The organism is Halopseudomonas sp., from assembly GCF_036960865.1.
Lineage (GTDB): Bacteria > Pseudomonadota > Gammaproteobacteria > Pseudomonadales > Pseudomonadaceae > Halopseudomonas.
The window spans coordinates 67,193-80,146 of sequence record NZ_JBALWE010000011.1; the positions used below are offsets into that span (position 1 = coordinate 67,193).

10 protein-coding genes are annotated in these 12,954 nt (G+C 59.3%); 6 read left to right on the forward strand and 4 right to left on the reverse strand.

The genetic code is table 11. The features are described from left to right. Positions 1-78 precede the first annotated feature (78 nt). From V7747_RS15730 to thiI, 3 genes are all read right to left on the reverse strand, one after another. Positions 79-987 (reverse strand): alpha/beta hydrolase family protein, encoded by a 909-nt coding sequence (locus V7747_RS15730; RefSeq protein ID WP_335616960.1) that lies wholly within the window; start codon positions 985-987, stop codon positions 79-81. Positions 988-1,425: 438 nt separating this feature from the next. Further along, positions 1,426-3,237, reverse strand: coding sequence for a translational GTPase TypA (gene typA, locus V7747_RS15735; RefSeq protein WP_335616961.1), 1,812 nt, complete (start codon positions 3,235-3,237; stop codon positions 1,426-1,428). A gap of 167 nt (positions 3,238-3,404) precedes the next feature. Further along, positions 3,405-4,862, reverse strand: a complete 1,458-nt coding sequence (gene thiI / locus V7747_RS15740) for a tRNA uracil 4-sulfurtransferase ThiI (protein WP_335616962.1) — start codon at positions 4,860-4,862, stop codon at positions 3,405-3,407. A gap of 311 nt (positions 4,863-5,173) precedes the next feature. Here thiI and glnA point away from each other — a divergent pair, with 311 nt between their 5' ends. The 5 genes from glnA to trmL all read left to right on the forward strand — a co-directional run bounded on the left by glnA (position 5,174) and on the right by trmL (position 11,124). Continuing rightward, positions 5,174-6,577, forward strand: a complete 1,404-nt coding sequence (gene glnA, locus V7747_RS15745) for a glutamate--ammonia ligase (protein ID WP_335616963.1) — start codon at positions 5,174-5,176, stop codon at positions 6,575-6,577. Positions 6,578-6,730: 153 nt separating this feature from the next. After that, the gene (locus tag V7747_RS15750) at positions 6,731-7,384 is read left to right on the forward strand and encodes a DUF4124 domain-containing protein (RefSeq protein ID WP_335616964.1); all 654 of its coding nucleotides are present in this window, start codon (positions 6,731-6,733) and stop codon (positions 7,382-7,384) included. Positions 7,385-7,718: 334 nt separating this feature from the next. Further along, complete coding sequence (gene glnL / locus V7747_RS15755; protein ID WP_335616965.1) at positions 7,719-8,798, forward strand: nitrogen regulation protein NR(II); 1,080 nt, start codon at positions 7,719-7,721, stop codon at positions 8,796-8,798. A 172-nt stretch (positions 8,799-8,970) separates the two neighbouring features. Then, positions 8,971-10,413 carry a nitrogen regulation protein NR(I) gene (gene ntrC / locus V7747_RS15760; protein ID WP_335616966.1) on the forward strand — a complete coding sequence of 481 codons (1,443 nt, stop codon included), beginning with the start codon at positions 8,971-8,973 and terminating at the stop codon, positions 10,411-10,413. Positions 10,414-10,659: 246 nt separating this feature from the next. Continuing rightward, the gene (gene trmL, locus V7747_RS15765; protein ID WP_335616967.1) at positions 10,660-11,124 is read left to right on the forward strand and encodes a tRNA (uridine(34)/cytosine(34)/5-carboxymethylaminomethyluridine(34)-2'-O)-methyltransferase TrmL; all 465 of its coding nucleotides are present in this window, start codon (positions 10,660-10,662) and stop codon (positions 11,122-11,124) included. 115 nt (positions 11,125-11,239) lie between these two features. Here trmL and V7747_RS15770 read toward each other — a convergent pair whose 3' ends face one another. Then, complete coding sequence (locus V7747_RS15770; RefSeq protein WP_335616968.1) at positions 11,240-12,217, reverse strand: NADPH:quinone oxidoreductase family protein; 978 nt, start codon at positions 12,215-12,217, stop codon at positions 11,240-11,242. 310 nt (positions 12,218-12,527) lie between these two features. Here V7747_RS15770 and V7747_RS15775 point away from each other — a divergent pair, with 310 nt between their 5' ends. After that, positions 12,528-12,941 (forward strand): flagellar basal body-associated FliL family protein, encoded by a 414-nt coding sequence (locus V7747_RS15775; RefSeq protein WP_335616969.1) that lies wholly within the window; start codon positions 12,528-12,530, stop codon positions 12,939-12,941. Positions 12,942-12,954: the final 13 nt, after the last annotated feature.

Consider the following 12,954-nt stretch of genomic DNA (forward strand, 5'->3'; position numbering starts at 1 on the left):
GGCACGCCACAGGGCACTGTGACTGACAAAAAACGCCGACCCCGTTGCCAGAGTCGGCGCTTTGCTTAGCTCAACAGCTTAGTAAGGGCAGTTACCGCGATACTCGGAAACAGAGAAATCCGATTCGTGGTTGGGGCCACAGAGGAACTGCTTGTAGCGGTCGTCTTCATCCAGATGCAGTTTCATCCAGGACACACCGAAGCGGCCCAGCACATCGTCATTGGTGCCACCACCATTGCCGCAGTAGTGGGTACCATTGTTGATCTCGACGAACGCCTTGTCGATGCTCGACGGCAGTGCGTTGTAGAACGGCGATGCGTGCTGGCCAACCGGCGCAATGATGTCTGCTTCACAGGCGAAGATCAGCGTAGGCGCCTCGACGCGGCGCGCGTAATAGCTGCTGGTGTCCCAAGGTGCCAGTGGAATGGCAGCCTTAATTCGGCCCTCGCTGGCCACGCGGATCGTGCCACCACCGCCCATGGACCAGCCAACCACACCCAGGCGATTAACGTCGATCATGCCTTCGACCGGGCTGAGACTATCGGTGTTCTGATCCACCAGGTAGTCCAGCGCTGCATTGATCTGGTTGGCACGACTTGGCGGCTGGTCAAAGCCGGTGTTGGTGTCAATGGTCATCACCACAAAACCGTAGGAAGCCAGCTTGGGGCCCCACCAGTCAATCGACGACTCAGCCGAAACAAAGCCTGGTATCACGACGATAGCAGCCATAGTGCCGGTGGTGTCTTCCGGGTAGTGAATGGTGCCGCCGCCAAACCCGCCAACCAGGCTGGAAACGCGGTGCGTATCCACATCGTACTGACCGCGATCGGCCTCAATGAAGCTGACAGTTGGGTCGGGGCCGCGCTCGTAGCCGTCTCCCGGCGTAGGCTCAGGCGGTGGATTGTTCGCCATGGCTGCCGAGGACATCAGCAGGGCACCGCTGGCAATAAGCGCGAGCAAGGGGGTGTTAGCTATTTTTTTCATCATTCGTCACTCTCCAAAGCATTTTTCTTGTAATTGCGAATAATGGCTCGCCACACCAAAACGTCTGTCAAACGGATAAAGCTGCCTGTGGAGATAGATGCTACAAGTGACTCATCACGATCCAATTCGCCCATGCGGGTGACCAAATACTGATTTCTGCAAACTGGGTCACTGGCTGGAATGACAAGGGCGGATAGCTGGCGCTGTTGTAGTTAAACTGCCTGCCGATGGTCGCCGTCACCGACAGTCTGTCTACGGGTATGAAGTTGCCTGCTTTGGCTCAGCGATAGCATGTCAGTTAACTGCGCCATCCCGTGCCCACGCCAATCGCTCGGACGCGATGCTGTAGCGGAGCCACGCACTCGGCCCACGGACACAAAAAAACCCCGCCTGGTTTCCCTGGCGGGGTTTTTCCTGTGCGGCCTAAGTCAGGCCAGGCAATCAGCCCTTGTTAGCACGCTTGCGCTCGTTTTCGTTCAGCAGCTTCTTGCGCAGACGAATCGACTTGGGCGTCACTTCTACCAGCTCGTCGTCGTCAATGAACTCCAGCGCCTGCTCCAGGGTGAACTTGATCGGCGGCACCAGGGCAATAGTTTCATCCTTGCCCGAGGCACGCATGTTGTCGAGTTTCTTACCCTTGGTCGGGTTGATCACCAGGTCGTTGTCACGGCTGTGAATACCGGCCAGCTGACCTTCATAGATATCCTGACCCGGCTCCAGGAACAGCTTGCCGCGATCCTGCAGGGTTTCCAGCGAGTAGGTCAACGCCTTGCCGGTGGCCATGGAAACCAGCACACCATTCTGACGCTGCCCTACATCACCCAGCTTGACCGCACCGTAGTGGCTGAAGGTGCTGGTCATGATGCCGGAACCGGAGGTCATGGTCAGGAAAGTGTTGCGGAAGCCGATCAGGCCACGCGCCGGGATGGTGTATTCCAGACGGATACGACCCTTGCCATCCGGCACCATGTTGGACAGGTCGCCCTTGCGCAGACCCATCTGCTCCATGATTGGACCCTGATGTTGCTCTTCGATGTCGATGATGACGTTCTCGTAGGGCTCCTGCTTCTCGCCATCCACTTCCTTGATAACCACTTCCGGGCGGGAAATTCCCAGCTCGAAGCCTTCACGGCGCATGGTTTCAATCAATACCGAAAGGTGCAGCTCGCCACGGCCGGAGACCTTGAATTTGTCAGCGCTGTCGCCTTCTTCAACGCGCAAAGCTACGTTGTGCAGCAGTTCCTTTTCCAGACGCTCCTTGATGTTGCGGCTGGTGACGAACTTGCCTTCCTTGCCGGCGAACGGTGAATCGTTGACCTGGAAGGTCATGCTCACGGTGGGCTCGTCCACGGTCAGCGCAGGCATAGCCTCGACATTCTGCTGGTCGCACAGGGTGTCGGATATGAACAGCGGATCGAAACCGCTGATGCAGATGATGTCGCCAGCTTGCGCATCTTCAACTTCAACGCGCTGCAGACCGTGGTGCCCCATGATTTTGAGGATACGGCCGTTGCGCTTCTTGCCGTCAGCGTCGATCGAGGTGACCGGGCTGTTGGCCTTGATCTTGCCGCGACGGATGCGGCCAATGCCGATAACACCCAGGAAGCTGTTGTAGTCCAGGGCAGAGATCTGCATCTGGAAAGGACCGTCCAGGTCAACGTCCGGCGAGGGTACGCGATCAACTACGGTCTGGAACAGCGGCGTCAGGTCTTCGGCCATTTCCTCGGGATCCATACCGGCAATGCCGTTGATCGCGGAGGCGTAAACGAAGGGGAAGTCCAGCTGCTCGTCGGTAGCACCCAGGCTGTCGAACAGGTCAAACACTTGATCGATTACCCAATCAGGGCGTGCGCCCGGACGGTCAATCTTGTTCACCACGACGATGGGGCGCAGACCGGCCTGGAAGGCCTTCTGGGTAACAAAGCGGGTTTGCGGCATGGGGCCGTCTACCGCATCGACCAGCAGCAGCACCGAGTCGACCATGGACATTACCCGTTCAACTTCACCACCGAAGTCGGCGTGGCCGGGGGTATCGACGATGTTGATGTGGTAACCGTTCCAGTTGATGGCGGTGTTCTTCGCCAGGATGGTGATGCCGCGTTCCTTTTCCTGGTCGTTTGAGTCCATGATGCGCTCAGAGTCCAGCTCCTTGCGGTCCAGCGTGCCGGATTGGCGCAGGAGGGCATCAACCAGGGTAGTTTTACCGTGGTCAACGTGGGCGATAATGGCGATGTTACGGAGATTCTCGATCACTATGGACGTCCTGGATGGCGCGGCACTGGCCGGCTAACTGGAAAAAAGAGGTGGGCATTATACAGACCCGGACGTGACAGTGTATGTTTTTTGCACGCCCAGGCCCAATTGCACCGCTCTAATAGGCAGAAAAACTGCCCAGCGGTGCTTTTCACGCTACGACAAGCTCAATTCTTCGGCAGTCGCAACACCCGCACGTTGCCGTGACCGGAATCCAGTAGATATTGCGCATGCAGGTGGCTCATCACCCCCTTTTCGCAATACAGCAGGTAAGCGCGCGAATCGTCCAGCGTGGCGAAAGCGCTGCTCAAACTGTAAAACGGCATCGGTTTGACCTCGACGCCGTCAAGCACCAACGGACGCGCTTCCTGCTCGTCGGGGTGGCGGATGTCGAGCACCACCTGCCCGGCCAGTGCAGTGCTCACCACCTCGACCTCAGCGCCGCCTTCGGGCACCTCGTCTAGTTCGCTACAGTCGCTGTAAGTAGCGTTCTGCACCGCTTCCTTGAGCACGTCAAAATCAAAGCAGGCTTCCACTTCTTCCACCTTGGCTACCGTAGTGCGGATGGCCGGCCCCACCGAAATGACGCCACAGTACTCCGGCATACTGCTGGAGAAATCCAGGGTGCCAATACGCCGGGCGGTGTCGATAATATCCAGCTTGGCGGTAGTGATGAGCGGGCGAATCACAAGGCGTTCAGCGGCGTTATCGATCACACTGAGGTTAGGCAGAGTCTGGCTGGCGACCTGGGCGATAGCCTCGCCAGTGACCAGCGCGTCGATGTTCAGGCGGTAGGCCACACGATCGGCGGCGCGCAGCATCATGCGCTTGAGCACCACGCCCATCTGGCTGTTTTCCACGTTCTGCAGAATCTCCGCGACAACGCCTTCAAAGGGCACGCTGACGAAACGCAGGCGATGACTGGCGGCATAGCGCTCCCATAAATAGTGCGCAACCTGCCGCACGCCCAGTTCGTGGGCACGACCACCGAGGTTGAAGAACACGAAGTGGGGCAACAGGCCACGCTGCAACATCTGGTAGCTGGCAACGGTAGAGTCGAAGCCACCAGAGAGCAGGCTCAACACCGGCTCCATGGTGCCCAGCGGAAAGCCGCCCATACCCTGATGGCGCGCCTGTATCAGGAACACGCGCTGCTCGCGGATCTCGATCTGCACCACCACCTCAGGCTGCTTGAGCGACACGCCAGCAGCACCGCAGCGCTGCTTCAGCTCACCGCCCACCTTGATGCCCACGTCCTGCGAACTGAAGGGGTGATTACCCACACGCTTGCAGCGGACTGAAAACCACTTGCCGCGCACCTGCTCGCCCAGGGTGCGTACGCACAGCTCCGCCAGCTCATCCAGCGTCCCCAGAGGGTACTCGTGTACTTCGTGGCAGTGCGCGATACCTGGGGTGTTTTTCAGGCGCTCGATACAGCGCTGCTGCAATGCCGGGTCGGCCCCCAGGTTTACCTCCAGACTATCCCAGTTGCCGTTGACTCTGGCTTCTGGGTCAATCTCACGCAGCAGGCGTTTGAGGTTGGACTTCAGCTGCGCCACGAAGCGCTTGCGCACCTGGCGGGATTTGATGGTGATTTCGGGGAAGAATTTGATGATCAGTTTCATGGGATTGGTGTAAGGTGCGCAAAGCCTCGCATTATACCCTAGAGTGGTGGCGGGGCGCGCGGCAGCATCCACGCAGGCAAGGCACCAAAAAAGTGCATTGATCGCAGCATCTGCACTTAATCGGTGCGCCATAATGGTGCGCTTTGGCGTTTTTTTGAGCAAAGGCCGTTTAAAATGGGCCTTTCGGGCTATGCTCCGAAATGGCACACCTTTTGCTCACTTGTAATGCAACCGATGTGCGGACCCGATCCGCTCGAATTAAAGAGGCGCCAGGCCAGATGCCTGGCAAACGATTCCTTTTGGAGGAAACCATGTCGAAAGCGATGCAACTGATCAAAGAGTACGACGTGAAGTGGGTAGACCTGCGCTTCACCGATACCAAAGGCAAGCAGCAGCACGTCACCATGCCTGCTCGTGATGTCAACGACGACTTCTTCGAAGAAGGCAAAATGTTCGACGGCTCCTCCATTGCTGGCTGGAAAGGCATCGAAGCTTCCGACATGATCCTCATGCCCGACGACAGCACTGCCGTCATGGACCCCTTCACCGAAGAGCCCACGCTGATTCTGGTGTGCGACATCATCGAACCTTCCACCATGCAAGGCTATGAGCGCGATCCGCGCGGTATCGCCAAGCGTGCCGAAGAGTATCTGAAGTCCACCGGCATCGGCGACACCGTCTTCGTTGGCCCTGAGCCCGAGTTCTTCGTGTTCGACGAAGTCAAGTTCAAGTCCGACATCTCCGGCTCCATGTTCAAGATCTTCTCTGAGCAGGCTTCCTGGAACACCGACGGCGACTTCGAGACCGGCAACAAGGGTCACCGCCCAGGCGTTAAAGGTGGTTACTTCCCCGTACCGCCGGTCGATCACGACCACGAAGTCCGTACTGCCATGTGTAATGCCATGGAAGAAATGGGCCTGACCATCGAAGTTCACCACCACGAAGTGGCGACTGCCGGTCAGAACGAAATCGGCGTCCTGTTCAACACCCTGGTAGCCAAGGGCGATGAAGTACAGACGCTGAAGTACTGCGTACACAACGTTGCCGATGCCTTCGGCAAGACTGCTACCTTTATGCCCAAGCCGCTGTACGGCGACAACGGCTCCGGTATGCACGTGCACATGTCCATCGCCAAAGACGGCAAGAACACCTTTGCTGGCGAAGGCTACTCCGGCCTGTCTGATACTGCCCTGTACTTCATCGGCGGTATCATCAAGCACGGCAAGGCGCTGAACGCGTTCACCAACCCGTCTACCAACAGCTACAAGCGTCTGGTTCCCGGCTTTGAAGCTCCGGTCATGCTGGCCTACTCGGCTCGCAACCGCTCCGCTTCCATCCGTATTCCTTACGTTTCCAGCCCGAAAGCACGCCGCATCGAAGCTCGCTTCCCTGATCCGGCTGCCAACCCCTACCTGGCCTTCGCTGCACTGCTGATGGCCGGCCTGGACGGCATCCAGAACAAGATCCACCCTGGCGACGCTGCAGACAAGAACCTGTATGACCTGCCGCCAGAAGAAGCCAGCCAGATCCCGCAGGTCTGCGGCAGCCTGAAGGAAGCACTGGAGTCTCTGGACGCCGATCGCGAGTTCCTGACCAAGGGCGATGTCTTCACCAACGAATTCATCGATGCCTACATGGAGCTCAAGAGCGCCGAAGAGATCAAGGTTCGCACCTTCGTTCACCCGCTGGAATACGATCTGTATTACAGCTGCTGAACCTGGCGCAAGCCTGGCAGTCAAAAAAGGGCGCCCTTTCGGGCGCCCTTTTTTTACGCCTGTCGCTCAGGCCCGCAGCAACATGGTCAGACTGCCACTCTCAGGCTATAAAGAAGTCAGCAAGGATGGGGCAAGCCCCAAGGAGAAAAGATTATGTTGAAGAAATCAGGCATTGCTCTATCGCTGCTTTTGGTCAGTGGCATCAGCGTCAACGCGGCAGCCAGCGAGGTGTATACCTGGACAGATGAGCAAGGCAACCGCATCTACTCTGACCAGCCTAACCCCAAGTCCACCAAGGTCGACGTGGGGCCCACCAACAGTATTGAGGCGCCCAAACCGATTCCCGCCTTTGAAGAGGCAAGGGCCGAGCGCGAGGCCAACCAAACGCCCAAAAGCGCTGGCTATCGCAGCCTGAGCATTACCAGCCCCGCCGACGATACCGCGGTACGCGCCAACGATGGCAACCTTAGCCTCACCGTGAGCATCGACCCGCCCCTGCGCGCGGGCAGCCTGTTGCGCGCCCAGGTCGATGGCAATTTGAATCCGCAGGCGATTCCCGGCAGCGGACAACCGACCGCCACCCTGACACTGCCGAACCTGGATCGCGGCAGCCACGAGGTGAGCGCCGTAATCATGGACACCAAGGGCCAAGTACTGCTGTCCAGCGAGCCGATCACCGTGCATGTTCAACGCACCTCGCTGAATCAGCCAGGCCGGGTGGGCAACCCGAATCAGGCACCCACTGCACCGGCGGCGCCCACTGCACCGAACGTACCCAAACCTCCCGCCAGCTCGGGCAGCAACTAACCCCCTCCCCCTCGGCGCGGGAACGTCAAAAACCGCGCCAGCGTTACGCACCATTTTTGTGCATACTCTCTAGTGCAGGCTCCAATTCGTGCGCCAAAGCTTGGCGCGCCTTGCTGCCGCTGCCATCTTAATGCCATTACAGCGTCGTGATTGGCAGCCTGACCACAGGCGCGCAGAACGCTCCGGAGTCTCTGGAATCAAGGCGCGCGGCCTCGCTGGCCCAGTACTGCACAGCGAAGCCACACAAAGGAGCAAAAGAAACGCCAATGCGCTCGTCTGGCGCCCCGAATTGGTTCGCTTCTTGCATTTCTCTGCCCAAACCATGGATATAGCTATGCTGCCTGATCGATTTTTACGCCAGATCCTCGACAACCTGACCACCGCCGTGCTGCTGCTCGATGGCGACCTGCGCCTGAGCTTCATGAACCCGGCGGCGGAAATGTTGCTGGCAGTCAGCGGCCAACGCGTGTTCCAGCAGCCCGTGAGCGATCTATTTACCGACACCGCCGCCGCCTTGGAGTCCTTGCACAACGCGGTCGAGAACGCCCACCCCTTTACCAAGCGCGAAGCCCAACTGAGCCTGACCAACGGGCAGACACTGATGGTAGATTACTCGGTAACACCCATCATGGCCGCCAATCGTAACTGGCTGCTGATTGAGCTGTATCCACGTGATCGCCTGCTGCGCATTACCAAAGAAGAAGCGCAGCTCTCCAAGCAGGAGGTCACCAAGGTGCTGGTGCGTGGCCTGGCCCATGAGATCAAGAACCCACTGGGCGGTATTCGGGGTGCTGCACAACTTTTGGCGCGCGAGCTGCCGGAGGAGTCGCTCAAGGACTACACCGACGTCATCATCGAAGAGGCCGACCGCCTGCGCAATCTGGTCGACAGCATGCTAGGGCCGTACCGGCCGCCCGCCCTTCGCCCGATCAACATCCACGAGATCACTGAGCGTGTCTGCAGCCTAATCGAGGCCGAAACCCAGGGTGTACTCAAGCTAAAGCGCGACTACGACCCCAGCATCCCGGACATCAACGCCGACCGCGAGCAACTGATTCAAGCCCTGCTCAACATCGTCCGCAATGCCATGCAGGCGATTGCCGAGCACCGCCCACTGGAGCAGGGCTGCATCACGCTGCGGACCCGCGCGCTACGCCAGTTCACCATCGGCCAGACCCGCTACCGCCTGGTCTGCCGCCTGGAAGTGATCGATAACGGCCCCGGCATTCCCTCGGATATCGTTGAAAGCATTTTTTACCCCATGGTCAGCGGCCGCGCCGAAGGCACCGGCCTGGGATTGTCCATTACCCAGAACATTATCGGCCAGCATCAGGGCCTGATCGAATGCGACAGCGAACCGGGTTGCACTACCTTCACCCTGTTCCTGCCACTGGAAAAGGATGTAAGTGACTGATTTGCAAATCAACAACCTTTACCCAGCGCTGCGATTCGGGCTTCTGCCCCGGCGCCTCAGATTGACAACGGACCACGCCGCCAGTCGCCAAGGGCGAGCGGAGTTCCTGTCGTGGATTAACGAGCCTTGTCTCAACTGCCTGCCGGCTGTACCGGAACTGGAGAACTGATTTATGACCCGCTCACCCAATCGTGCCGAAAATGTCTGGATAGTCGATGACGATCGCTCCATTCGCTGGGTTCTGGAAAAAGCCCTGCAACAGGAAGGCATGGAGCCGGTGAGCTTCGACAGTGCCGACGCCGCTCTGTCACGCCTGCAGCGCCAAGCCCCGGATGTGCTAATCAGTGATATTCGTATGCCCGGCACCAGCGGTCTGGACCTGCTGGCCAGCATTCGCGAGCGCCATCCCAAGTTGCCGGTGATCATCATGACCGCACACTCGGACCTGGACAGCGCCGTCGCCTCATACCAAGGCGGCGCCTTCGAATACCTGCCCAAGCCCTTTGACGTAGACGAAGCCGTCGCGCTGGTGCGTCGCGCCCTGGCACACACCTACGAGCAAGAATCGCAGGAAGAGGAACTGGATCAGACGCGTACGCCGGAAATCATTGGCGAAGCCCCGGCCATGCAGGAAGTGTTTCGTGCTATCGGGCGCCTCTCGCATTCCAATATCACCGTCCTGATCAACGGCGAATCCGGCACCGGTAAAGAGCTGGTAGCCCACGCACTACACCGTCACAGTCCGCGCTCGCGCAATCCTTTCATCGCCTTGAACATGGCGGCCATCCCGAAAGACCTGATGGAGTCCGAGCTGTTCGGGCACGAAAAGGGCGCCTTTACCGGTGCCAGCGTGCAACGTCGCGGACGCTTCGAGCAGGCCGATGGCGGCACGCTGTTTCTCGATGAGATCGGCGATATGCCGGCGGAAACCCAGACCCGCCTGCTACGCGTGCTGGCCGATGGCGAGTTTTACCGCGTCGGCGGTCATACGCCGATCAAAGTCGACGTGCGCATCATCGCCGCCACCCACCAGAACCTCGAAGGGCTGGTGCAGGCCGGCAAGTTCCGTGAGGACTTGTTCCACCGCCTCAACGTAATTCGTATCCATATTCCCAAGCTGGCCGAGCGCCGCGAAGACATTCCCGCACTGGCTCAGCACTTCCTGGCAAAGGCAGCGCAAGAACTGGCGGTCGAGCCCAAGGTGCTCAAACCACAGACCCAGGACTACCTGCGCAACCTGCCATGGCCCGGCAACGTGCGTCAGCTGGAAAACACCTGCCGCTGGATCACTGTCATGGCCTCCAGCCGTGAAGTGCTGATTGAAGATCTGCCCCCGGAAATGCTCACCCAGCACCAGGACAGTGCGCCGGATGGCCATTGGGAGCACGGTTTGCGCACCTGGGCAGATCAGGAACTGGCCCGCGGCGTAACCAACCTGCTGGACATTGCGGTACCCGCTTTCGAACGCATCATGATCGAAACCGCGCTCAAACACACCGCCGGCAGACGCCGCGATGCCGCGCAGTTGCTGGGCTGGGGCCGTAATACCCTGACCCGCAAGATCAAGGAACTGGGCATGAACGTAGACGGTTCCGACGACGACGATAGCGAATAATCACGCAAAAAAATCAACCCGGCAGGAACTGGCACGCTTGATGCTATATGACTAATGGGTGTATTTGGGGTGACTCCGGTTCAGGCAGGCTGGAGTCGCCTTTTTTTATGCGCGATCGAAAAGCACCTGTTAGGCTCCAGCCCCTCGCGTTTTGCCCGCGTCCCGAGCACTAGACGCAGCGCCCCTTGCCGCTCGCCCAGCTGCACGCCTAAACTGCCTTCCCTACGCTAGCCTGATACCTCAACCATGTTTCACATTGCCCTGCTCGAACCCGAAATCCCGCCCAATACCGGCAACATCATCCGCCTGTGCGCCAATACCGGGTGCCAGCTGCACCTGATTGAGCCCTTGGGCTTCGAGCTGGATGACAAACGGCTGCGCCGCGCCGGGCTGGACTACCACGAGTTTGCCGCAGTAAAAACCTATCCCTACCTCGCGACCTGTCTGCAGATGGTCAAACCCAATCGCGTATTCGCCTTGAGCACCAAGGGTACCCAGGGCTTCAGTGAGGTACAGTTCGCTGCCGACGACCTGTTTCTGTTTGGCCCGGAGAGCCGCGGCCTACCAGCTGACGTGCGCGAGGCCCTGCCTGCGGAACAGGTGCTGCGCATCCCCATGCGGCCGGGCAGCCGCAGTCTGAATCTGTCAAACAGTGCCGCTATTCTGATTTACGAAGCCTGGCGACAACTGGACTACGGCGGTGCACTCTAGTCCGGCAGTCGCACTACAGTTATCCCGCCGCGACGACGACCTTGAGCCCAGACAAAAAACAAAAACCCCGCACGGCGAACCGTGCGGGGTTTGTATTGGCAGCTTGCAGCTAAGCTTAGCGGGTCTTCACGACCACTTTGCCGACCGCCTGACGTGAGCTGAGGATATTCAGCGCGTCTTCATACTCGCTCAACTCATAGGTCTTGGAGACCAAGGGTTTGAGCTTGCCTTCGCTGTGCCAGGCAAACAGTTGCTTGAAGTTGTCCAGGTTGGCCTGCGGTTCACGTGCGGCAAAGGAGCCCCAGAACACACCCACAATCGACGACCCCTTGAGCAACGCCAAGTTGACCGGGAACTCGGGGATACGGCCGCTGGCAAAGCCCACCACCAGCAGGCGGCCTTTCCAGTTGATGCTGCGCACGGCTTGATCAAACAGGTCGCCACCCACCGGATCATAGATCACATCGGCGCCCTGACCGTTGGTCAGCTCCTTCACCGCGTCCTTCAGGCTGACTTCGCTGTAATTGATCAGCTCGTCGGCGCCGGCCGCCTTGGCCACATCGAGCTTCTCGGCGCTGGAGGCGGCGGCAATCACGCGCGCTCCCATAGCCTTACCGATTTCTACAGCGGCCAGGCCCACGCCACCGGAGGCGCCCAGCACCAGCAGGGTCTCGCCCGGCTGCAGGTCGCCGCGCTGCTTGAGCGCGTGCATGGAGGTGCCGTAGGTCATGCTGAAGCCGGAGGCGGTGACATAGTCCATATCATCGGGCATCGGCAGCACGCGCATGGCATCGGTGGCCACCTTTTCGGCAAAGCTGCCAAAGCCGGTCAGGCCCATGACGCGATCACCCACTTTCAGGTGCTTGACCTTCTCGCCTACGCTGGCCACCACACCGGCCGCTTCACCACCCGGGGAAAACGGGAACGGCGGCTTGACCTGATACTTGCCCTCGATAATCAGCGTGTCAGGAAAGTTGACCCCGGCGGCATGAATGTCGATGACCACTTCATTGGGCTTGGCAACCGGGTCAGCAGTTTCTTCCAGTACCAGGCTGCTGGCAGGACCATAGGCTTTGCATAGAACAGCTTTCATTGTTGTCTCCTTGGCTCGAGCAGGATGTTAAAAGTAGCCGGCGGCCAGGACTGCCGACAAGATGACCAGACGGACATATCAATACCGGCGACCTGGCCATTCGCCGCGCCGGATTGGCAAGGCAGAGGGTTTTACAACGCCCTGCCCGGGCTATGTTGCGCACAGTCTAGACGGTTACCCTGCACAGGGGTCAATCACCATGCCCTGAAGTGATGGGTCTGCATAACATCAGCGCCAGCTTCAGCACGGTAGATTTGGCGCCACTGCGCTGCTCGGCTATCCTGTGGCCAACTTACTGGAGCTAATAACCATGCCACGCAGACGCCTTTCCCTGCTTTGCCTTGTTACCGCCCTGCTGCTGCCGATCGGCGTCAGCGCGGAAGAGGAACAGGCCAGCCCCGCCAGCACCACCGCCTATGTCGAGATGAAACCGTCCTTTGTCGGCACCATCGGCACAGGGCCGCGCATCCAGTACCTCAAGGCCGATGTCGCCCTGCGCACAGAAGACCCGGCGGCCGTCGCCAAGCTTGAGTACCACGACCCGCTGATTCGTAACGCGCTGGTCACTCTATTCGCGCGCCAGACCGTCGATGACCTGGTCTCGCTGGAGGGTAAGGAAGCGTTGCGCGCCCGCGCACTCGAAGCCGTACAGACGGTGCTGACCGAGGAAGAAGGTGCGCCGTTGGTCGATGATCTGCTGTTCACCAACCTCATCGTGCAGTAAGCCGCTCGGCGCC

Coding starts and splice junctions, on each gene's coding strand:
- V7747_RS15770 (WP_335616968.1), bottom strand. CDS start 12,217: ATGAAAGCTGTTCTATGCAAAGCCTATGGTCCTGCCAGCAGCCTGGTA.
- V7747_RS15750 (WP_335616964.1), top strand. CDS start 6,731: ATGTTGAAGAAATCAGGCATTGCTCTATCGCTGCTTTTGGTCAGTGGC.
- trmL (WP_335616967.1), top strand. CDS start 10,660: ATGTTTCACATTGCCCTGCTCGAACCCGAAATCCCGCCCAATACCGGC.
- thiI (WP_335616962.1), bottom strand. CDS start 4,862: ATGAAACTGATCATCAAATTCTTCCCCGAAATCACCATCAAATCCCGC.
- glnA (WP_335616963.1), top strand. CDS start 5,174: ATGTCGAAAGCGATGCAACTGATCAAAGAGTACGACGTGAAGTGGGTA.
- V7747_RS15730 (WP_335616960.1), bottom strand. CDS start 987: ATGATGAAAAAAATAGCTAACACCCCCTTGCTCGCGCTTATTGCCAGC.
- glnL (WP_335616965.1), top strand. CDS start 7,719: ATGCTGCCTGATCGATTTTTACGCCAGATCCTCGACAACCTGACCACC.
- V7747_RS15775 (WP_335616969.1), top strand. CDS start 12,528: ATGCCACGCAGACGCCTTTCCCTGCTTTGCCTTGTTACCGCCCTGCTG.
- ntrC (WP_335616966.1), top strand. CDS start 8,971: ATGACCCGCTCACCCAATCGTGCCGAAAATGTCTGGATAGTCGATGAC.